This window comes from Microbacterium sp. PM5 (assembly GCF_003293595.1).
Classification (GTDB): domain Bacteria; phylum Actinomycetota; class Actinomycetes; order Actinomycetales; family Microbacteriaceae; genus Microbacterium.
In genome coordinates this window covers 3,089,524-3,110,786 of the sequence record NZ_CP022162.1, presented here as the reverse complement: position 1 = coordinate 3,110,786, position 21,263 = coordinate 3,089,524, and the positions used below count along the sequence as shown (strand labels likewise).

Sequence of the window (21,263 nt, the reverse complement as noted above, 5' to 3'; positions counted from 1 at the left end):
GTCATCTTTTCGCCGTGATGGCGACGGCGCAGGACTCTCGCACCACGAGCGAGGGCTCCAGATTCATGCCGCTCACGGCATCCGTCGGCACGTCCGGCTCGCCGATCGCGCGCAGCAGAGCGGCCATGGCACGCTCCCCCAGCCCCGCGAACTGCTGATGGACGGTCGTCAGCGGCGGCCACGCATGCGCGGCGAGGGGGATGTCGTCGAAGCCGACGACGCTCACCTGGCGCGGCACGTCGATGCCGAGATCGCGGAAGCCGTGGATCATCCCGAGTGCCATCGCGTCGTTCGCAGCGAAGACGGCGGTGAAGTCGAGGCGGCGCGAGAGCTCCACGGCGGCGTGGTAGCCGAAATCCGCGGTCCAATCGCCGAGGATCGGCGGACGCGTCGGCAGATCGGCGTCCGAGAGGGCGCGCAGGTAGCCCTGCATGCGGCTCTCCGCCTCGATCCAATCCTGCGGACCGGCCACGTGCACGATCTCGGCGTGTCCCAGCGAGATCAGATGCTCGGTGGCGAGCATGCCGCCGCGCACCTGATCCTCCGCGAGTTCGGCGATCCCCCGCTCGGCGCTGTGCAGCCCGAGGTAGGGGATGTCGACATCGAGCTCGGCGAGCACATCGAACACCCGCACCTGCGGGGCGTGCACGATGATGCCCTCGACGGACTGTCGGCGCAGATGTTCCACGGCGGCGGCGATCGTCTCCGGGCGGGTGTCGCGCAGGTAGGCGGAGTTCACCCAGTACCCGCGCTCGCGCGCGGCATCCTCGAGGGCGGCCAGGCTGGACGACGGACCGTACTCGCCCCGCGAGCCCAGCACGACCCCCAGCGTCTGCGATCTGCTGGTCACGAGGGCGCGGGCCGCCTGATTCGGACGGTAGCGCAGGTCGGCCATGGCATCGAGCACCCGCTGCTTGGTCTCGGGTCGAATCGACGGGTGACCGTTCAGCACGCGTGAGACGGTCTGATACGAGACGTCGGCGGCGCGCGCGACATCGCGGATGCTCGCGCTGCGTGCTTTCTCCTCGCCAGCCGACACGGTGCCCTCGCCTTCGATGTGCACGTTCACATTACCGCGGTGACGCGCAACGCGTCACGCCGCGCGACGCCCGCGGACGGCGATGACCGCGCACAGCACGAGGGTGGCTGCACCCCAGATGGCGCAGGCGGGCGGCAGCACCCGATACGCCAGGTGCTGCACCGTCCAGGCCGGAGTGAAAGGACCGTAGACGGCGAGGCCGAGAAGCCATGCCGCCAGCAGCACGACGGGCAGCGAGAGCCACCACAGATATCGAACGATCGGCGGGATGCCGGTGGTCGCCGACTCCGCACGGCGACCACGCAGCCACAGCGCGGCGGCGAGAGCGAGCACGATCAGTCCGAACGCAGTGGAGCCGTACTGCAGCCACTTGAGCCCCAGAAGCGGCCCCCACTGCGCGTCGAGTGCGGGAAGCAGCCGGGTTCCCCATCGCCCTTCGTGCGTGAAGGCATCCCAGGCGATGTGGGTGGCCACCCCCAGCAACAGCGAGAGGGCCGCGAGCGCCGCCGACTGCCACGCCGGACGCCGCGACCACCACTGCGGCACACCGGGTCGGTCCCACGCGGCCGGCACCCGAGCTGCGATCCATCGCGGCGACAGCGACCGCACGGCGGGACGCAGCACGACGTACCAGATGACCGTCAGCACGGCGGCAATCGCCGTCGAGACCACGAGATTCGTATGAGTGAGCTGGTACGACACGGGCGTGCCGCGGACGAAGAGCGGCAGATCCGGCGTCATCGCGCCGATCGCGATCGCGGCCGGAAGCAGCGGCGTGCGGACGAACGGCAACGCCACCACGGCGTGCGAGACAGTGAACGGCATGCGGCCTCCGGCGCGGTGTCGAGCCGGGTCAGGCCGCAGGTGCGACGAAGAGCCCGGCGAGCGTCTTCTTGCCGCGGCGCAGCACCGCGACTCCGCCCGGCAGCGCCCCCGTGATGGCGGCGGACTCGTCGTCGACCTTGGTCCCGTCGAGGCTGACGCCGCCCTGCGCGATCGATCGCCGTGCCTCGCTGAGGCTCGCACACAGTCCCGTCTCCACCAGCGCCTGCGCGACCGTGGTGCCCCCCACGATCGTCGCGTGCGGCAGCTCTTCCAACGCGGTGCGCAGCGTGGCGGCATCCAGGGCGCCGAGATCGCCGGCACCGAAGAGGGCCTCGGATGCCGCGATCACCGCGGCCGTGGCCTCCGGCCCGTGCACGGTCGTCGTCACCTCGAGCGCGAGACGCTTCTGCGCGGCACGGCGGAACGGCTCCGCCGCGACCGTCTCCTCGTACTGCTGGATCTCTGCGCGCGTCAGGAAGGTGAAGATCTTCAGTCGCTCGATGACATCGGCGTCGTCGGTGTTCAACCAGAACTGGTACATCCGGTACGGGCTGCACATCTCGGCATCCAGCCAGATCGCGTTGCCCTCGCTCTTGCCGAACTTCGTGCCGTCGCTGTTGGTGATCAGGGGCGTGCCGATGGCGTGCACCGACACCCCTTCGACGCGGTGGATGAGGTCGGTGCCGCTGGTGAGGTTGCCCCACTGATCGGACCCGCCCGTCTGCAGCACGCAGCCGTACTGGCGGTGCAGCTCGAGGTAGTCCATCCCCTGCAGGATCTGGTAGCTGAACTCGGTGTAGCTGATGCCCGCTTCGGAGTTCAGGCGCGCGGCGACGGCATCCTTCTTCAGCATCGTGCCGACGCGGTAGTACTTGCCGATCTCGCGGAGGAAGTCGATGGCGCTCATCGGCGCCGTCCAGTCGAGGTTGTTGACCATGCGCGCGGCGTTGTCGCCGTCGAAGCTCAGGTAGCGCTCGACCTGGGCACGCAGGTTGCCCACCCACTCGGCGACCGTGTCCTTCGTGTTGAGAGTCCGCTCCGCCGTGGGCCGGGGATCGCCGATGAGTCCGGTCGATCCGCCGACGAGACCGAGCGGGCGGTGACCAGCCAGCTGCAGACGGCGCATCAGCAGCAGCTGTACGAGGTTTCCCAGGTGCAGGCTCGGTGCCGTCGGGTCGAAGCCGCAGTAATACGTGATGGGCTCGCCGGCCAGCAGAACGCGCAGGGCGTCCTGATCGGTGGACACGTGCACCAGGCCTCGCCAGACGATCTCGTCCCAGACGTTCTCGAACGAGGGGTCGTTGGCGGGAGCCAGTGCACGCGCGGGCGCGGGAGCACTCACGGAGACGGTTTCAGACACGCGCCCAGGTTATCAGCGGCCGATGCCGCGCCCCGATCATGCCGGTGGCGCCGCCGCTGCGACGTCAGGACGCCGTGGGAGACTGACGACATGGATCCCGACACCCAGGCGATCGTCACGCTGATCGGCGTCATCGTGCTCTTCATCGCGCTGTGCGCGGCCCTGATCCTCGTCGTGATCTCCCTGCGGCGCCCGCGGGGCCCGGTTCTGATCGCCGCGGCGGCGATCGTCCTGCTCGCGCTCGTCGCTCTCAGCATCCTGCCGGCGCGCCTTCCCGTCCTGGCCTCGGCTGTGCTGGCCGTCCTCGGCACCGCGCTGGCCATCGTCGGCGGCAACCCGTTCACCCGCTGGGTGCTCACGATCGCCGACGGCGGCCGCACGGCGGAGGGTCCACGCGGCGGCATCCTCGTCGAGATGATGTCCGGTCGCGACAGCGCAGCGGTCCGCGAAGAGGAGATCCTGCGCGGCGGCACGACGATCGGCTACCTCGAGCGGGCGTGCGCGGCCCTCGGCATCCTCGCCGGCTTCCCCGGCGCCGTCGCCATCGTCGTGGCATTGAAGGGCGTCGGACGATTCACGGAGCTGGCCACACCGGCCGCGCGCGAGAGGTTCATCGTCGGCACGATGGCGAGTCTGCTGTGGGCGTGCGCCGTCGCGGGGGTCGTCTGGCTCGCGGTCTGGTGAGGTGATCGCCGCGCGGCTCAGACCTCGGACGTCGGCGACGCGTCCGCGCGCAGCTGCGCGTATCCCTCGACGAGGGCGGCGACTCCGGCGGCGCCGAGGGCCTGGGACACCGCCGACTGGGTGATGCCCTCCGCGGCCGCGAGCTCCGACTGCGTCGCACCGAGCATCCGGCCGTAGGCGAGTCGCCGAGTGCGCGCCGTCATCGCGGTCACGAGTTGGTCCCGAGCGAGGAGATACGCATTGGCGATCCGGACATCCACCGTCGCGCCGGCATCGGCGACGACCCAGGTGCGGGCGCCCGGGATGGTGCGCGCCTGCGCGGCGTGGATGGCATCGATCGCCTCACGCGCGGCCCACCACCCCGGCCCCTCGGCGAGAGTGCCCACCCGGGAGGGGACGTCGCGGTGCGCCCCGATCCCGATGCCGAAGCGACAGTCGAGATCGTCGGGCAACGCGAGCCGCACCAGCAGCAGGGCCGCCATGGCGGCATCCAGAGACGGGTATACGCCCTGCAGCTCGTCCCCCACCGTGGCGGTGAGGGGGCGCTCGGCCAGCGGAACGTCACGTTCCGCACGGGCAATCGTCTCTTCCAGAGCGCGTTGGGCGGCAGCCCGATCGGGAAGACTCCGCGATCCGACGATGTCGGCGATCACCGCAACGTTCATGGAAGAAGCATATCGCTGATATTGGCAAGATATCAGTTATTAGCTGCTATTCGAGATCGATCAGGCTCCGTGCGGCGCTCTGCGAGCGGGCGATGAGCTCGGCACGCTGCTCGGACACACGGATACCGGCCGTGCCGCCGGCGCCGGTGCGGCTCGCGACCGAACCTTCGATCGTCAGCACCTCGCGGACGCTCGGGGTCAGATGCGTCGACACCTCCGCGAGCAGAGCGTCGTCGGCATCCTCGAGGCCGATTCCACGCTCCTCGCACGCACGCACCAGCGACCCGGAGATCTCATGCGCATCGCGGAAAGGCACGCCCTGCTTCACGAGCCACTCGGCCACATCCGTCGCCAGCGAGAACCCGGCCGGGGCCAAGCCGGCCATGCGCGCCGTGTCGAACCGCATCGTCGCCACCATGCCGGCGAACGCGGGCAGCACCGTTTCGAGCGTGAGGACCGAATCGAAGACCGGTTCCTTGTCCTCCTGCAGATCGCGATTGTAGGCCAGCGGCAAGGCCTTCAGCGTCGCCAGAAGACCCGACAGGTTGCCGATCAGGCGGCCCGCCTTGCCCCGAGCGAGTTCGGCGATGTCGGGATTCTTCTTCTGCGGCATGATGCTGGAGCCCGTGGAGTAGCCGTCGTCGAGCGTGACGAAGCCGAACTCGCGGGTGTTCCAGATGATGATGTCCTCCGCGAAACGGGAGAGATCAACGCCGATCATCGCTGCAATGAAGGCGAACTCGGCGACCACGTCTCGCGAGCTCGTGCCGTCGAGGGAGTTCTCCGCCGGCCGGGCGAGGCCCAGCCGATCGGCGACCAGCTGGGGATCGAGGCCCAGGGTCGCACCGGCGAGCGCTCCCCCGCCGTACGGCGAGACCGACGCGCGCGCCGCCCAGTCGCGGAGGCGCTCGAGGTCGCGGACGAGGGGCCAGCCATGCGCCTGCAGGTGGTGGGCCAACAGGATCGGCTGCGCATGCTGCAGGTGGGTGCGGCCCGGCATGATGGCCTCCGCGTGCGCCTCGGCCTGCGACACGATGGCGTCGATGACCCGAAGAAGATCGCGGGCGATCACGCGCGCGTGATCGAGAAGGTACAGCCGCACGAGGGTGGCGATCTGGTCGTTGCGGCTGCGACCCGCGCGGAGCTTGCCGCCGAGCGCCGGACCGACCTCGGCGATGAGAGCGGCTTCCAGAGCGCCGTGGACGTCCTCATCGGCCGGCTGGGCGACCAGTGAGCCGTCGGCGACCGCCGCCGCCAGGGCATCGAGCCCCGCGTGCATGCGTGCCTCTTCGTCGGCGGTGAGATACCCGGCGGCCGCGAGCGCCGCCGCGTGCGCGTGCGACCCGGCGATGTCGTAGGGCGCGAGCACCCAGTCGAAGTGGGTGGAACGGCTGAGGGTCGCGAGCTCGGGTGAGGGTCCCGACGCGAAGCGTGCCCCCCAGAGTGCGCCGTCGTTCGTGCCGTGCGGTGTCGTTTCGCTCACCGCACCAGCCTAGCGAGCGCCGCACCGACACTCCGCTGCACGCCAGGTGTGCACAGATCCGGTCGCCCGAGGAGGTCGCGCACGAAGAGAAGCGCCATCCTGCGATGATGAGTCGTCGCCCGTCGCCGCTGCCCGATAGCCTTCCGGACTCGTTCTCCGTCGCGCAGGCAATGGATGCCGGGGTGTCACCGCGCCGGATTCGCGCACGCGACCTGGCCACGCCCTTCCGCGGCGTGCGATCGCGTCCGCCGGCGGCGAACGAAGGCGCCCGTCTGCGTCTGACGATCCAGCGCGCCGCGCAAGCGGATGCGACACGAGCGGTCCCCGGCGTCCTATTCACCCACGTGACGGCGGCGGTGATCTGGGAGCTGCCACTACCGCTGCGACTGCGGCGCCGCGGCGCGACGCTGCTCCCGCCGCCGCTGAGCAGCTCAGCCGGGGATGACGACCCGCGTGGCGTATGCCACGGCGCGCTCGACGGGACCACGGCCGAGGAGGAGCGCCCACACGGTGCAGAACACGAGCGTCGCCGCGACGAACGGCCAGAACGGCTGCAGGGCGCGGAAGCCCGACAGATCTCCGACGTCGCCCAGAGCGAACGACGCCCACACGGCCCACGCCGCGATCTGGCCGACGTATGCGGTCAGCGGCATCGACCCCACCGCGCGCACCGGCAGCAGCACGATGCGCGCGGGCGTGCGGCAGATCAGCAGACACAGGCCGACGACGGCGAGCGCGAAGCCGCCCGACCCGACCGCCTCGAGCATGCCACCGGAGTGGGCGCCGTCGGCCAGCACACGTCCGAGGAAGGAATCCTCGTCGACGTCGATGACCGTGGATGCCGCGGCCGCCGCGATCGCGCACGCCGCACCACCGACGGCCAGCGCGACGAGAGTGCGCGGGGAGCGCAGGTCGGAGCGTGCGGCTGCCAGGCCCGCGATCAGGAAGGCCGCCCACAGCAGGAAGGGGTAGTGCCAGCCCAGCAGCAGAACGAGATCACCGCCGACGGGCCCGGCGGCCACGAGAACCCGATCTGCGAGCGGCAGCAGCCACGGCGCGCCGACACCGACGACGGCAGCGAGCACCCAGAGGGTGGATGCCGACAGGCGCAGCAGCGGCACCGCGAGGAGGAAGAGAATGCCGTACGCCGGCAGGATCACGTAGACCGGCACGCCCGTCGCGTTCAGCAGCATCCCGATGCCCCAGATGATCACCGCACGCACGACCAGTCGGCGCCGCGCGACGACGAGCGTCCGGCCCGACGCGGGGCTGCTGCCCGCGCTCGCCCGCGCGCCGCTCATCAGAGCGATCGAGACCCCCGCGAGCGTCGCGAACAGGATCGAAGACCGCCCGTTGACGAGATCGACCCAGGTCGCAGGCTGCGCCGCATCGAAGTGCGGGGTCACCAGCAGGTGCGCGGCGAACATCCCGAAGACGGCCAGGCCCCGCGCGAGATCGACGCCGGCGAGCCGGCCCGCGTCATCCAGCGTGCGCGCTCGGAGCGGACGGAGGGCCGTCATCGTCGTCCCGCCGTCCGCATCCGGGTCACTGCTGACGCAGCAGCCAGACCAGAAGAGCCTTCTGGGCGTGGAGTCGGTTCTCCGCCTCATCCCAGACCACGCTCTGCGGTCCGTCGATGACCTCGGCATCCACCTCGTAGCCCCGGTCGGCGGGCAGGCAGTGGATGAAGATCGCGTCCGGATCGGCGAGCTCCATCGTCGCCTGCGTGACCTTGTACCCGCCGAGGTCGTGGACGCGCTGGATCTTCTCCTCCTCCTTGCCCATCGACACCCAGGTGTCGGTGACGATGACGTCGGAGCCGGCGGCGGCCGCGGCGGGATCGGTGAAGAGCGTGACCGAGCCTCCTGTGGTCGCAGCGATCCGCTCGGCGTCGGCGACGACATCGGCGCGAGGAGCGTAGGCGGCGGGCGAGGCGACGCGCACGTGCATCCCCGCCGTCACGCCGGCCAGCACGTAGGAGTGGCCCATGTTCGAGGTGCCGTCGCCGAAGAACGTGAGGGTCAGCCCCTTCAGCTCACCCTTGTGTTCGCGGATGGTGAGCAGATCGGCGAGCAGCTGGCAGGGGTGGAAGTCGTCGCTGAGCGCGTTGATCACCGGCACGGTCGTGCCGCGCGCCATCTCCTCGAGCCCCGCCTGCGCGTAGGTGCGCCAGACGATCGCGGCGACCTGCCGCTCCAGAACGCGCGCGGTGTCGGAGGGCGTCTCCTTGCCGCCGAGCTGGCTGTTCGCCGTCGAGATCACCAGGGGCGAGCCGCCGAGATCGGCGATACCCACCGCGAACGACACGCGCGTGCGGGTCGAGCTCTTGTCGAAGATCACCGCCACGGTCTGCGGGCCCTCGAGGGGCTTCAGCTTCCAGCGGTCCTTCTTGAGCGAGACCGCGAGATCGAGGATCTCGGCCTGCTCGGCCGGGCTGAGGTCGTCGTCGCGGAGCAGATGGCGGGTCATGCGGAGGCCTCCGGGGTCGAGGGGTGGGTGTCGGACGCATCGAGCACGAGGGCGTCGGCGACGGTCGCGAGGGAACGGGTGAACAGGTCGATGAACTCGTCGATCTCGACGTCGCCGATCGTCAGCGCGGGCGCGATGCGGATCGTGCTGTCATTGGCGGCGTTGACGATGAGACCGTGCTGCTGCGCGGCGGCCACGACGGCACCGGCGACGGGATGCCGCAGCGCGACGCCCAGCAGCAGACCGCGCCCGCGGCATCCGTCGATCAGCACCGAGTCGATCTGATCGATCGCGGCACGCAGCTGCTCGCCGCGGACGGCGGCGTTGGCGACGAGCCCCGCGCGATCGATCTCACCGAGCACGGCCAGGGAGGTCGCCGTCGCAAGCGGATTGCCCCCGAAGGTCGACCCGTGGGTGCCCGGGTAGAAGAGGTCGCTGGCGGCGCCGAACGTGATGAGCGCGCCGATCGGGAAGCCGCCGCCGATGCCCTTGGCGACCGTGATCGCGTCGGGCGTGATCCCCTCGTGCTGGAAGGCGAACCAGGCGCCGGTTCGACCCGCACCCGTCTGGATCTCATCGACGATCAGCAGCGCACCGTGACGCGCGGTGATCTCACGCGCTGCCGCGAGGTACCCCTCCGGCAGCGGCACGACACCGGCCTCACCCTTGATCGGCTCGACGAACAGGGCCGCCACGTCGTCGCCGATCGCGGCCTCGAGGGCCTCCACGGTCGAGTCGAGGAACTCGACGCCCGGGACCATCGGCAAGAACGGTGCCTGCATGTACGGTTTGCCGGTGAGGGCGAGCGTGCCCATCGTGCGCCCGTGGAACGCGTCCTTCAGTGCCAGGATGCGGGGGCGCGCGGCACGCGCATCCGTCACCGCTCCGTGCAGGCGCGCGAGCTTGAACGCGGCCTCGTTCGCCTCGGCTCCCGAGTTGGCGAAGTAGACGCGTCCGGTGTCGCCCGCGCCCGTGAGGCGCTTGAGCTCGGCTGCCAGTGCCAGCTGCGGCGGCGTCGCGAAGAAGTTCGACACGTGCGACAGCGTCGCGGCCTGGCGCGACACGGCCTCCACGAAGACGGGGTGAGCGTGACCGAGGGAGGTGACGGCGATGCCGCCGAGGAAATCGAGGTAGCGGCGTCCGTCCGCGTCCCACAGCGACGACCCCTCGCCGCGGACGAACAGAGCCATCCGGTCGCCGGCGTTGCGGACGAGGTCGCGCCCGGCGTCCTCCTGCCACATCGTCGCTGCCGTCGTCTGCTCCTGTACGCCGCTCACCGCGCCACCACCTCTGTTCCGATTCCCTGTTCCGTGAAGACCTCGACCAGCACCGAATGAGGCTGGCGTCCGTCGATGATCGCCGCCGTGTCGACGCCGCCGTCGACGGCGTCGAGGCACGCCTGCATCTTCGGGATCATGCCCGACTCCAGCCGCGGCAGCATCGCGCGCAGCTCGTCGGCGGTCAGATGCGAGACCAACGAGTCGCGGTTCGGCCAGTCGGCGTACAAGCCCGCGACATCGGTGAGCACGACGAGCTTCGCCGCGCCCAGCGCGATGGCCAGAGCCGCCGCCGCCGCATCCGCGTTGACGTTCAGCGACTGCCCGGGGTTGTCCAGGTCGGGCGCGATCGACGAGACCACCGGGATGCGACCGGCGGCGAGCTGGTCGAGCACCGGCTGCGGGTCGACACGGACCACATCGCCGACGGCGCCGAGGTCGTGCTCGGTCCCGTCGATCACCACACCGCGCCGCCGGCCCTGGAAGAGCCCCGCGTCCTCGCCAGACACACCGACGGCGAAGGGGCCGAACGCGTTGATGCGCCCGACCAGCTGCGGATTCACCTGGCCGGTGAGCACCATCCGAACGACGCTGATCGCCTCGGTGGAGGTCACCCGGTATCCGCCCTTGAACTCGCTGGGGATGGCGAGCCGGTCGAGCATCTGCGAGATCTGCGGGCCGCCGCCGTGCACGACGACCGGCTTGACGCCGACGAACCGAAGGTAGGCGATGTCCTGCGCGAACGCATCCTGCAGCTCTTCGGACACCATCGCGTTGCCGCCGTACTTGATGACGATGATCTGGTCGCGGAAGCGCTGCAGCCACGGCAGGGACTCGATGAGGACGGCGGCCTTCTCGGCGGCCTCTTCAGGGGTGGTGTGCTGGATCTTCTCGGTCATGAGCTGTACGCGCTGTTCTCGTGGACGTAGTCGTGCGTCAGATCGTTCGTGAAGATCGTCGCCGCCGCGTCGCCCTCCTTGAGGTCGATGAGCACGTCCGTCGCGCGCGGCGTAAGGTCGACCTCCTCGCGCGGGCGGTCGGGGGCGCCGGCGCTGCACAGTCGCACCCCGTTGAAGCTCACGTCCACGGCGTACGGGTCGAAGGCCGCCTGCGTCGTGCCGATCGCCGCCAGAACCCGGCCCCAGTTGGGGTCGTTGCCGAAGATCGCGGCTTTGAAGAGGTTGTTGCGTGCGACCGAGCGGCCCACCTCGACGGCGTCGTCTTCGGATGCCGCGCCCACGACGCGGATGGTGATGTCGTGACTGGCGCCCTCGGCGTCGGCCTGCAGCTGCCGAGCGAGACTCGTGCACACCTCGACGAGAGCCGCACGGAACGCGTCCGCGTCGGGCGTCACGCCGCTCGCGCCACTGACCATCAGCGTCACCTGATCGTTGGTCGACATGCAGCCGTCGGAGTCGAGTCGGTCGAAGCTCACCCGGGTGGCGGCGCGCAGATGCGCATCGGCCTCGTCGGCCGACAGCACCGCGTCGGTCGTGATGACCACGAGCATCGTGGCAAGGCCCGGAGCGAGCATCCCCGCACCCTTGGCCATCGCCCCGATGGTCCACCCGTCACCGGCGAAGACAGCGGTCTTGGGTACGGTGTCGGTCGTCATGATGGCGCGCGCCGCGTGGTCGCCGCCGTCGTCCGAGAGGGCGGAGATCGCCGCCTCGGTACCGGCAAGGACCTTGCCGCGGAAGACCTCGTCGCCCGTGCCGATGAGCCCGGTGGAGCACACGAGCACGTCGCCGGGGCTGATGCTCAGCAGCTCGGCGGCCTTCTCAGCCGTCTGATGAGTGGTCTGGAAGCCGAACGCCCCGGTGAAGCAGTTGGCGCCGCCCGAGTTGAGCACGATCGCCTCGACAGTGCCGTCCTGAATGGCCTGCTGCGACCACAGGATCGGGTTGGCCTTGGCACGATTGCTGGTGAACACGGCGGCTCCGACCTTCAGCGGGCCGCGGTTGACGACGACGGCGACGTCGGGCCTGCCGGTCGATTTGAGACCGGCCACGACGCCGGCGGCGGCGAATCCTGCAGGGGCGGTGACGCTCACGGTGCCACTCCGTTCACGGTCAGGCCCGTGGCCTCCGGAAGGCCCAGGGCGATGTTCATCGACTGGATGGCGGCACCGGCGGTGCCCTTGACGAGGTTGTCGACGGCCGTCACGACGACGACGCGGTTCGCGGCGCGGTCGACCGCGAGTCCGACGAGGGCGGTGTTGGCGCCCAGAACGTCCGCCGTGCGGGGGAACTGCCCCTCGGTCAGCAGGTGAACGAACGTCTCGCCGCCGTACGCACTCTCCCAGGCCGAACGGATCTCGGCATCCGTCACGCCGTCCGCGATCGGCGCGGTGGACGTGGCCAGGATGCCGCGAGCCATCGGCACCAGCACGGGCGTGAACGAGATGCGGGCCTCGGAAGCGCCGGCCGCCGTGAGCGCCTGCTGGATCTCGGGAATGTGGCGGTGCGTTCCGCCGACGGCATACGGGTTCGCGGTGCCGAGGATCTCGGATGCGAGAAGGTTCGTCTTCAGGCTCTTACCCGCCCCGGAGGGCCCCACGGCCAGCACGCTGACGATGTCGCGGGCGTCGATGACGCCAGCCGCGACGCCGGGGACGAGGCTCAGCGCCACCGTGGAGGCGTTGCAGCCCGGGGCGGCGATGCGGGAGGCGCCGACGAGGTGCTCACGCTGCTTCTGCCCGCCGGCGCCGACGATCAGCTCCGGCACACCGTAGGTCCACGGCTCGTGGAAGGCGCCGCCGTAGAACGCGTCCCACGCCGCCGGCGAGGTCAGACGGTGGTCGGCACCGGCGTCGATGACCAGGGGCGTCTCGGCGAGCGCGTCGGTGTACTGACCGGACTGGCCGTGCGGGAGCGCGAGGAAGACCACGTCGTGGTCCGCGAGCACCTCGGGCGTCGTCGGCTGCAGGGTGAGGTCGGCCAGCGAACGCAGGTGGGGCTGATGCTGGATGAGCGCATCGCCGGCGTTGCTGTGCGCGGTGACGGTGCGGATGTGGACGTCGGGATGGGCGGCGAGGAGGCGCAAGATCTCGCCGCCGGCATAGCCGGAAGCGCCGGAGACGGCGACCGAAAGGGTCATTGTTCAACCTTATTGTGACGTGAGTCGGCAAACGGTGGGCTCGAAGCGGCGACACCGGCGACTCGACCCGTCACGACGACAGGGAGCTCGCGGGGTCGCCTAGAGTCGGCGGCCGTCCTGACGTCGGCGCGCGCGCAGCACCGTGGCAACGGTGACGGGAGCGGCGGCGTGCATGCGGAGACGCTATCGCGCGGCGCGTCGTCGCCGCAAATCGATGCCGTCACTGCGCAAGGGCATCGAGAAGCTCTCGCTCGTCGGCGCGCGTGAGCCCGGCGGAGCGGGGACGGTCCAGTCCCCGTTCGCGCTCATCGGCGAGCACGCGCCGCAGCACGTCCTCCAGCGGCCTGTGGCGTCCGCCGAGAATGCGATAGGTGCCATTGGCGCGAGTCGCGAAACCGGGCACGTCGTCGGGCAGCCACAGCGGCAGCGATCGCTCCCCCACCCAGTACCCCACGCCGTGCGCGACGAGCCACGGCGCGGAGGCCCCGACGAGGCGGCCGGTGTGACCGGCGACGCTGCGAGCGATGGCGAGCACCGCCTCCAGCGGAAGACTGTCGCCGACGGCATTGACCGCACCGGTGAAGTGCGCCGCGCCCACCACGACCACGAAATCGGCCAGGTCGTCGACGTCGATCACCTGCACCCGCGCGCCGGGAGCGTCGGGAATCAGCACGGGCTCGGCCGCCGCGGCGGCGAAGCGGGCGACCCAGTAGCCGAAGCGATCGGTGGGGTCACCCGGGCCGACGATGAGCCCCGGGCGCACCACGGCCGCGCGGTGACCGAGCGCCGCCCGCACGGCGTGCTCGGCGGCGGCCTTCTCGCGCCGGTAGTCGTACGGGTCGCCGGGTTCGGCGGCGACGGCGAGGGCGGCGGACTCGTCGGCGCCCGCCACGTCGTCTGTCGCATAGGCGGAGACGCTCGACACGTACGTCCAGTGCCGCGTCCGCTCCGCGAGCACGGCGGTCGCGGCACGCACGTGGTCGGCGGTGGAGGAGATGTCGACGACCTCGTCCCACTCGCGATCCGCGACGGCGGTGTAGGCATCGTCGCGCTCCCGATCGGCGACGACCAGCCGGGTGCCGGCCGGCGCATCGCGGCCGCCGCGGGCGAGTACCGTCACGGCGGCACCGGCATCCCGCCAGCGCTCCGCGATGCGCCCGGACAGCCATCCGGTCCCGCCGAGGATCAGAACATCGGTCATGTCGTCGGGAAAGCCTTGATGCGCTGGAGAAGGTCAGGACCGGTGCGATCCAGCGTCCGTCCGCCGAGCCACACCCCCAGGGCGGCGGCACCGCCGCCGACGACGATGCCGACCACGAGCGCCACCCATCCCCAGACCGGCGCACCCGTGATGAAGCCCGCGACAGCGAACGCGATGGCCGGCGCTCCGATGACGAGGCAGGCGCCCATCACGACGAACACGAGCAGGCCGGTCAGGAACGTCTGGCCGGGCACGCTCTTGAACGGGCTGTCGCCCGGCGCGGCGACCGGCGTCACGAGCAGCGCGGACGACACCGCCGAGACGCCGTAGCCGCCGAGGACCAGACCGAGCGAGGCCCCGAGGATGCCGGGCAGGTGCGCGAGACGCCCGCTCACCGCCGTCGTGACCACCGCCAGCAGGACGACGAGCGGGATGCCGATGCTCGCCGCCCCGAGCATGCGGCCGAGACGATCGTCGCGCCCGCGGATGCCGGTTGCGAGCACCGACGCGAAAGCCGTGCCGTCGTAGGAGACGTCCGTGTAGCCGGCGAGGCACAGCACCAGGGCTACGAGCACCGCGGAGCCGGAGAACATGAAGCCGTCGATGCCGCCCGTGAACGCGAACAGCAGCGGGAACAGCGGCACGATCAAGAGCTGTCGCAGGTATCGCGGGTCGCGCAGCCAGGCCGTCAGCGACCGCGCCCACGTCGCTCCGACGCCCCCGGTCGGCATTCGCCCGAACAGCCCGAGCGCTCCCGAGCGGGCGACCTTGGCGCTTCGCTGCCGGGGCGCGGTCACGGCACCGCGAAGCACGCGGGCCCACAGCAGCCACAGCACGCCGAGGGTCGCCACCGCAATGAGCAGACGCGCGGCCGCAGCCGCCCACTGCCCGGCCGCGACGTCAGCGGGAACGGCCCACGCGGCGCCGATCGGCGTCCATCCGAGCACGCCCGCGATCTGCGGAATGCGCTCGCGGACGCCGGCCGTCGAGGTCAGGGCGAGCGTGCCGGTCACGATGGGACCGGCCATGATCAGCAGGACGAGCACAATCGTGCCGATGAACTCGCGCCCGCGTCGGTTTCCCCCCACCCCGCGTGAGAGCGCAGACACGAGCCGCGACGCCACGACGCACGTCAGCACTGCCAGAGCGACGCACACAAGCGCGGTGCCCGCGGCGAGCGGCCACCGGAACCAGAGTGCGAGCGTCGCGAGCGCCGCGATCGACGTGGCGATGCCGGGGATGCCGGTGAGACCGGTGGCGGTGAGGGCCAGCATGATCTGCCGCGTGCTGAGCGGGAACGGAGCGAGCTTGTCGGCATCCACCGTCGTGTCCATGCCCGTGACGAGCACGGGGCCCAGCACCCAGCCCAGCAGCAGTGCCGATCCGCCGATGATGGCGACGGCGCGCGCGCCGTCCAGACTCTGGAACACCGCGACGGCGACGAGGCCCGCGACCACGGACGTGAGGATGCCGAGCGCCCAGAGAATGCCGAAGCAGAAGCCGACCAGCTGCCAGGGGCGACGCGCGAGGGTGTTGCCGAGGATGCGGTACCTCAGCCTCAGGACTGTCGCAACCACTGCGGTCCTTCCGACGTGTGGCGACCTCCCACGAGCGAGAGGAAACGGTCCTGCAGGCTCTCACCCGCGCGCACCTCGTCGACCGTTCCGGCGGCCAGGACGCGACCGGCCGCGATGACGGCGACGTGGTCGCACATACGCTGCACGAGGTCCATCGAGTGGCTGGAGATGATGATCGTGCCGCCCGAGGACGTGTAGGAGCGCAAGACGTCCTCGATGTTGGCCGCCGAGACCGGGTCGACCGATTCGAACGGCTCGTCGAGCACCAGGAGACGCGGCGCGTGCACCAGTGCACACGCAAGCGCGACCTTCTTCGTCATGCCCGCGGAGTAGTCGGCGACGATCGTTCCGGCGGCCTCGCCGAGGTCCATCAGAGCGATCAGGTCGGCCACGCGAGGCGCGATCTGATCGCGCGGCACCGAGAACATCATCGCCGTGTAGGTGATGAGCTGCTCGCCCGTGAGCCGATCGAACAGACGAACGCCGTCAGCGAGGTTGCCGATGAGGGCTTTGGCGCGCACGGGGTCGGCCCACACGTCGACGCCGTGCACCCAGGCGCCGCCGGCGTCGGGTCGCAACAGGCCGGTGGCCATCGACAGTGTCGTCGTCTTTCCGGCCCCGTTGGGCCCGACCAGCCCGTAGAACGAGCCGGCGGGAACGTTCAGGTCGACGCCGCCGACCGCGGTCTTGTCTCCGAAGCGCTTCACGAGGCCTGCGAGCTGCAGGGCGGGGACCATCTGCGTATCAGTCATCCCCACCGAGCCTAGCCCGACCTCTGCGGGGTGTCGGAAGGCTCTGGCACCATGACCGCATGCTGCAGACCCTCGCCGTCGCCGGCTATCGCTCTCTCCGGGATGTCGTGGTGCCCCTGGGCGGGCTCACCGTGGTCACCGGCCCCAACGGGTCGGGCAAGTCCAACCTCTACCGCGCTCTGCGTCTTCTCGCAGCCTCGGCGCGCGGCGAGGTCGTCGGCGCCGTGGCGCGCGAAGGCGGGTTGTCGTCCGTGCTCTGGGCGGGTCCGGAGAACGGCGGCACCCAAGGCACGGTGCGCCGCGGACCGATCGCCCTGATGCTGGGCTTCTCCTCGGACGAACTCGGCTACCTCATCGACCTCGGCATCCCGCAATCGGACCCCTCCGTCGCCAACCCGTTCGCCCGTGACCCCGAGATCAAGCGCGAGCAGGTCTTCGCCGGCCCTGTGGCGAAGCCCGCAGCGCTGCTGATCGACCGGCGACGGCACGCGACCCGCGTGCGCGACGGTCGATGGACCGACCTCGACCAGCGCCTCGCGCCCTACGAGAGCATCGTGACCGATCTTGCCGACGGTGACACGGCGCCCGAACTGCTGGCGCTGCGGCGCACGATGAGCGGATGGCGCTTCTACGACCATTTCCGCGTGGATGCGCAGGCCCCGGCCCGCCGACCGCAGGTCGGCACCCGGACTCCGACGCTGTCGCACGACGGGGCAACCCTGGCAGCCACGTGGGCGACGATCGTGGATGCCGGCCACGGCGATGCCCTGCAACGCGCCGTCCGTGACGCCTTTCCGGGCTCTCGCGTCGAGATCGAGTCGAGCGAGGGCCTGTTTCGCCTCGTCCTGCACCAGAACGGCTTGCTGCGTCCGCTGGATGCCGCCGAGCTGTCGGACGGGACGCTGCGCTACCTCTTGCTGTGCGCGGCCCTGCTCCCGGCGCGGCCCGCCCCGCTGCTGGTGCTCAACGAGCCCGAGGCGAGTCTGCACGTGTCACTGCTGACGCCGCTGGCCCGATTGATCCAGCGCGCCGCCGCGCACACGCAGGTGCTCGTCGTCTCGCACGCGCGGGAGCTGGTCGAGGCGCTGCCCGCCGCAGCGCGCGTCGAGCTCCGCAAGGATCAGAACGGCACGGCCGTGGTCGGGCAGGGGTTCATGGAGGTACCCGCGTGGCATTGGGGGTCGCGGTGAACGAACCGCGAACCCCCGGCTACTCGCGAATGCTCGCCGCGTAGCGCTCCGCGGCGACGGCCACTCCGGCGAGCTTCGCGTCGGTGGCCTCGGCGGCCGTGAGCGTGCGATCCGGCGCGCGGAAGCGCAAAGCGAAGGTGAGGCTCTTCGTACCTTCGACGAGGCCCGTTCCGCGGTAGTCGTCGACGAGTCGGACCGCCTCCAGCAGCGTGCCCGCACCCTCGCGCAACGCCGACTCGACGTCGCCCGCGACCACGTCTTCGCCGACGACCAGCGACACGTCCTGGGTCGCCGCCGGGTACCCCGACAGCGATGGCGCCACGTCGGGGGCACCGGCACGGCGCAGCACGCGGTCGAGATCGAGCTCGGCGACGTAGACCTCCCCGTGCAGGTCCGCGTCGGCGGCCACCTGCGGCAGCACCTGGCCCACGTAGCCCACCTCGTCACCGGCGACCGTCAGCACTCCCGCGCGGCCGGGATGCAGCGCGGCGCGCTGCCCCTGGGCGACCTCGATGCGCACTCCCGCTCCGGCGGCGATGGTCTGGACCGCGCCGAGGACGTCCGAGAGGTCGACCGGGATCGGAGCATGACCGGGCTGCTTGGCGACCATGTCACCCGTCAGCAGCACCGCGACGTGGCGCGGCTGCGGCGGCAGGGCGGCGTTCAACGCGGCGATCGTCTCGTCGTCCGGGCGCACCGCCAACGGCGGTACAGTGTCGGTTCCATACGTCACGCCCTCTTCCGGGGTGAACACGAGTCCCGTCTCGAACAGGGCGAGGTCGCCGAAGCCGCGTGACTGGTTGCGGTGCGCGACCTGCAGCAGCCCCGGCACGAGGGAGCGGCGGAGGTACGGCGCCTGACCGTCGAGCGGGTTCGCGAGCTTGACCGATGCCACGGGCTCCCCCGACGCCGACCCGTGCAGGGCGTTCGCCTCCGCCGTGGAGAACGGGAACGAGGGCGTCTCGACGAAGCCGGCAGCGGCGAGCGCGTTGGCCACCCGGCGCCGCCCCTTCTGCACAGACGTGAGGCCGCGGCCGGAGGGCGGCGTGGGCAACACCGACGGAATGCGCTCGAGCCCGTGGATACGGGCCACCTCCTCGGCGAGCGTCCATTTGTCGGTGAGGTCAGGACGCCACGTCGGGGGAATGACGTGCCAGCCGTCCGTCGCACCATCGAGCTCGTCGCCCGGCAGCACCTCGCAGCCCACCATCTCCAGGGCGTCGGTGATCTCGGCATCCGTGTAGTCGACGCCGATCAGCTGCGGTACGAAGGCGCGCGGCAGCTCGATGCCGCCCACGAAGACCTCGCCGAACAGCGCACCCCCGAGGTCGGCGTCGAGAGTGCCGCCGGCGAGCTCGACCATGAGGTCGGCGACGCGACGGGCCGCCACGAACGGCAGGAGCGGGTCCACTCCGCGTTCGAAACGACGCGAGGCCTCCGACGGCAGCTTGTGACGGCGTGCCGTGCGGGCGATCGTGACCGGGTCGAAGATCGCGGCTTCGACGAGCACATTGCGCGTCGAATCCGTCATCTCGGTGGTGCCGCCCCCCATCACACCGGCGAGACCGATGGGGCCGGAGTCGTCGGTGATGAGGAGGTCCTCGGCGCTGAGCGTGCGCTCCTTGCCGTCGAGGGTGGTCAGCTTCTCGCCCTCGTGCGCGCGGCGCACCGTGATGCCGCCCTGAAGTCTGTCGAGGTCGTACCCGTGGATGGGGTTGCCGAGCTCGAGCATGACGTAGTTCGTGATGTCGATCAGGATGCCGAGCGAGCGGATACCGGCGAGGGTCAACCGCGCCACCATCCAGGGCGGCGTCGGCCGAGTCGGATCGACGCCGCGGACCACGCGGGCCACGAACTCGCTGGCTCCGACGCGTCCGCGCAGCGGCAGACGGTCGTCCACGACGACGGCGAACCCCGAGCCGGGCTGCACGTCGTCCCACGCGTGCGCGGCGGGGTCGGTGAAGGCGGCACCGGTCGCGTGCGAGTATTCGCGGGCGATCCCGCGGATCGACAGGGCGTAGCCACGGTCAGGAGTGACGTTGATGTCGACGGCGACGTCGTCGAGGCCCAGCAGAGCGATCGCGTCGGTGCCGACCTCGGGGTCCAGGCCCAGTTCGACGAGCCGCAGGATGCCGTTGTGCTCGTCACCCAGCCCGAGCTCGCGCGCGGAGGCGATCATGCCGTCCGAGACATGACCGTAGGTCTTGCGCGCGGAGATGGGGAAGGGCCCCGGCAGGGTGGCGCCGGGCAGCGAGACGACGACTTTGTCGCCTTCGACGAAGTTCGACGCGCCGCAGACGATGCCACGGACGCCGCCGTTCGCCGCACCGACGTCCACCTGGCACCACCGGATCGTCTTGCCGTTGGACTGCGGCTCTGCGTCGAAGGAGAGCACCTGGCCGACGACGACCGGTCCACTGATCTCGAAGCCGATCGCCTCTTCCTCCTCGAAGCCGACCGACACGAGCGCCGCGAAGACATCGTCGGTCGTGGCGTCCTGGGGAAGCTCGACGTACTCACGCAGCCACGACAGAGGGACGCGCATCAGACCACCATTCCGAACTGCTCACTGAAACGGACATCGCCTTCGGCCATGTCCCGCATGTCCTGCACGTCCGAGCGGAACATCAGCGTGCGCTCGATGCCCATTCCGAACGCGAACCCCGAGTAGACCTCGGGGTCGATCCCGGCCGCGCGCAGCACGTTCGGGTTGACCATTCCGCATCCGCCCCACTCGATCCAACGCGGGCCGCCCTTGAAGGTGGGGTGCCAGAGATCCAGCTCTGCCGACGGCTCGGTGAAGGGGAAGTAGTTGGTGCGAAAGCGCGTCTTCGCCTCGGCGCCGAACAGCACCTTCGCCGCGTGATCCAGCGTGCCCTTCAGGTTCGCCATCGTGATGCCCTTGTCGACGACGAGACCTTCGAACTGGTGGAAGGCCGGCAGGTGGGTCGCATCGAACTCGTCGGTGCGATACACGCGCCCGGGCGAGAGCACGTAGATCGGCACGTCGCGCTCGAGCATCGATCGCATCTGCACCGGGCTGGTCTGCGTGCGAAGCACCAGGTGTCGCGCGATCGGGTCGACGAAGAAGGTGTCCTGCAGCTGGCGTGCCGGGTGATCGATGTCGAAGTTCAGGCCGTCGAAGTTGTACCACTCGTGCTCGAGCTCGGGGCCCTCGGCGATCTCCCACCCCATGCCGACGAACAGGTCGGCGATCTCCTCCTGCAGCAGGGACACCGGATGCCGAGCCCCGACACGCGTCCGCGGTGAGACGGCGGTGATGTCGATGCGCTCGGACTCGAGCTGGGCCGCGGACTCCGCAGCGGCGAGCTCTTCCTCACGGGCGGCGAGGGCCTGCGTGAGACGAGCGCGCGCCTGCCCCACCAGTTTGCCGAAGGCCGCCTTCTGATCGTTCGGCACATGCCGCAGCTGCGCGTTCAGCCGCGCCAGGGGCGAGCCTTCGCCGGCGTGAGCGGCGCGCGCGGCCTTCACCTCGATCGTCGAGCCTGCCGCGGCGATGGCTGAAAGCGCGTCGACGACGGCGGCATCGACGTTCTCTGGAGTGATCTCGGGTGCGTCAGACACAAGAGAGGAGTCTACCGGGGGGCGGACAGCCATCCCTGCCGCGCTGGTCGCCCGCCG

General features: G+C 70.6%; 18 protein-coding genes. 2 read left to right on the top strand and 16 right to left on the bottom strand.

The window, feature by feature from the left end; translation table 11 throughout:
* Window position 1: 1 nt before the first annotated feature.
* Genes CEP17_RS14710 through tyrS form a run of 3 tightly spaced genes read right to left on the bottom strand, consistent with a single transcriptional unit; the run spans window position 2 to window position 3,224 of the window.
* Window positions 2-1,063 carry a LacI family DNA-binding transcriptional regulator gene (locus CEP17_RS14710; protein ID WP_231560343.1) on the bottom strand — a complete coding sequence of 354 codons (1,062 nt, stop codon included), beginning with the start codon at window positions 1,061-1,063 and terminating at the stop codon, window positions 2-4.
* A 30-nt stretch (window positions 1,064-1,093) separates the two neighbouring features.
* On the bottom strand, window positions 1,094-1,864 hold the full coding sequence (locus CEP17_RS14705; RefSeq protein ID WP_112932757.1) for a DUF4184 family protein: 771 nt from the start codon (window positions 1,862-1,864) through the stop codon (window positions 1,094-1,096).
* A 28-nt stretch (window positions 1,865-1,892) separates the two neighbouring features.
* A complete protein-coding gene (gene tyrS / locus CEP17_RS14700; protein ID WP_112932756.1) occupies window positions 1,893-3,224 on the bottom strand; it encodes a tyrosine--tRNA ligase in 1,332 nt (443 codons plus the stop codon).
* Between the two features lie 90 nt (window positions 3,225-3,314).
* On the opposite strand from tyrS, the gene CEP17_RS14695 reads away from it, so the two are divergent.
* On the top strand, window positions 3,315-3,908 hold the full coding sequence (locus tag CEP17_RS14695) for a hypothetical protein (RefSeq protein WP_112932755.1): 594 nt from the start codon (window positions 3,315-3,317) through the stop codon (window positions 3,906-3,908).
* Window positions 3,909-3,925: 17 nt separating this feature from the next.
* Here CEP17_RS14695 and CEP17_RS14690 read toward each other — a convergent pair whose 3' ends face one another.
* The 11 genes from CEP17_RS14690 to CEP17_RS14635 all read right to left on the bottom strand — a co-directional run bounded on the left by CEP17_RS14690 (window position 3,926) and on the right by CEP17_RS14635 (window position 16,431).
* Entirely contained in the window at window positions 3,926-4,573 is a 648-nt protein-coding gene (locus CEP17_RS14690) for a SatD family protein (RefSeq protein ID WP_112932754.1), read from the bottom strand.
* A 46-nt stretch (window positions 4,574-4,619) separates the two neighbouring features.
* Window positions 4,620-6,056 carry an argininosuccinate lyase gene (gene argH / locus CEP17_RS14685; protein WP_112932753.1) on the bottom strand — a complete coding sequence of 479 codons (1,437 nt, stop codon included), beginning with the start codon at window positions 6,054-6,056 and terminating at the stop codon, window positions 4,620-4,622.
* Between the two features lie 431 nt (window positions 6,057-6,487).
* A complete protein-coding gene (locus CEP17_RS14675) occupies window positions 6,488-7,576 on the bottom strand; it encodes a DUF418 domain-containing protein (RefSeq protein WP_112932752.1) in 1,089 nt (362 codons plus the stop codon).
* Window positions 7,577-7,601: 25 nt separating this feature from the next.
* The gene (gene argF / locus CEP17_RS14670; RefSeq protein ID WP_036317792.1) at window positions 7,602-8,525 is read right to left on the bottom strand and encodes an ornithine carbamoyltransferase; all 924 of its coding nucleotides are present in this window, start codon (window positions 8,523-8,525) and stop codon (window positions 7,602-7,604) included.
* Window positions 8,522-9,802, bottom strand: coding sequence for an acetylornithine transaminase (locus CEP17_RS14665; RefSeq protein WP_275427298.1), 1,281 nt, complete (start codon window positions 9,800-9,802; stop codon window positions 8,522-8,524). Before CEP17_RS14665 ends, argF begins: the two co-directional genes overlap by 4 nt.
* Window positions 9,799-10,701, bottom strand: coding sequence for an acetylglutamate kinase (gene argB, locus CEP17_RS14660; RefSeq protein WP_112932751.1), 903 nt, complete (start codon window positions 10,699-10,701; stop codon window positions 9,799-9,801). The genes CEP17_RS14665 and argB overlap by 4 nt, the downstream gene beginning before the upstream one ends.
* Window positions 10,698-11,855: a bifunctional glutamate N-acetyltransferase/amino-acid acetyltransferase ArgJ gene (gene argJ / locus CEP17_RS14655; RefSeq protein ID WP_036287164.1), complete on the bottom strand. Its 1,158-nt coding sequence runs from the start codon at window positions 11,853-11,855 to the stop codon at window positions 10,698-10,700. Before argJ ends, argB begins: the two co-directional genes overlap by 4 nt.
* Complete coding sequence (gene argC / locus CEP17_RS14650) at window positions 11,852-12,901, bottom strand: N-acetyl-gamma-glutamyl-phosphate reductase (RefSeq protein WP_112932750.1); 1,050 nt, start codon at window positions 12,899-12,901, stop codon at window positions 11,852-11,854. The genes argJ and argC overlap by 4 nt, the downstream gene beginning before the upstream one ends.
* Before the next feature lie 220 nt (window positions 12,902-13,121).
* Window positions 13,122-14,102 (bottom strand): NAD-dependent epimerase/dehydratase family protein, encoded by a 981-nt coding sequence (locus CEP17_RS14645; RefSeq protein WP_112932749.1) that lies wholly within the window; start codon window positions 14,100-14,102, stop codon window positions 13,122-13,124.
* Window positions 14,099-15,679 (bottom strand): hypothetical protein, encoded by a 1,581-nt coding sequence (locus CEP17_RS14640; RefSeq protein WP_112932748.1) that lies wholly within the window; start codon window positions 15,677-15,679, stop codon window positions 14,099-14,101. The genes CEP17_RS14645 and CEP17_RS14640 overlap by 4 nt, the downstream gene beginning before the upstream one ends.
* On the bottom strand, window positions 15,661-16,431 hold the full coding sequence (locus CEP17_RS14635; protein WP_112932747.1) for an ABC transporter ATP-binding protein: 771 nt from the start codon (window positions 16,429-16,431) through the stop codon (window positions 15,661-15,663). Before CEP17_RS14635 ends, CEP17_RS14640 begins: the two co-directional genes overlap by 19 nt.
* 59 nt (window positions 16,432-16,490) lie before the next feature.
* On the opposite strand from CEP17_RS14635, the gene CEP17_RS14630 reads away from it, so the two are divergent.
* Window positions 16,491-17,621: an AAA family ATPase gene (locus CEP17_RS14630; protein ID WP_112932746.1), complete on the top strand. Its 1,131-nt coding sequence runs from the start codon at window positions 16,491-16,493 to the stop codon at window positions 17,619-17,621.
* A gap of 19 nt (window positions 17,622-17,640) precedes the next feature.
* Here CEP17_RS14630 and pheT read toward each other — a convergent pair whose 3' ends face one another.
* On the bottom strand, window positions 17,641-20,166 hold the full coding sequence (gene pheT / locus CEP17_RS14625) for a phenylalanine--tRNA ligase subunit beta (protein ID WP_039416624.1): 2,526 nt from the start codon (window positions 20,164-20,166) through the stop codon (window positions 17,641-17,643).
* Window positions 20,166-21,206: a phenylalanine--tRNA ligase subunit alpha gene (pheS, locus tag CEP17_RS14620; RefSeq protein WP_036317769.1), complete on the bottom strand. Its 1,041-nt coding sequence runs from the start codon at window positions 21,204-21,206 to the stop codon at window positions 20,166-20,168. Before pheS ends, pheT begins: the two co-directional genes overlap by 1 nt.
* Window positions 21,207-21,263 lie beyond the last annotated feature (57 nt).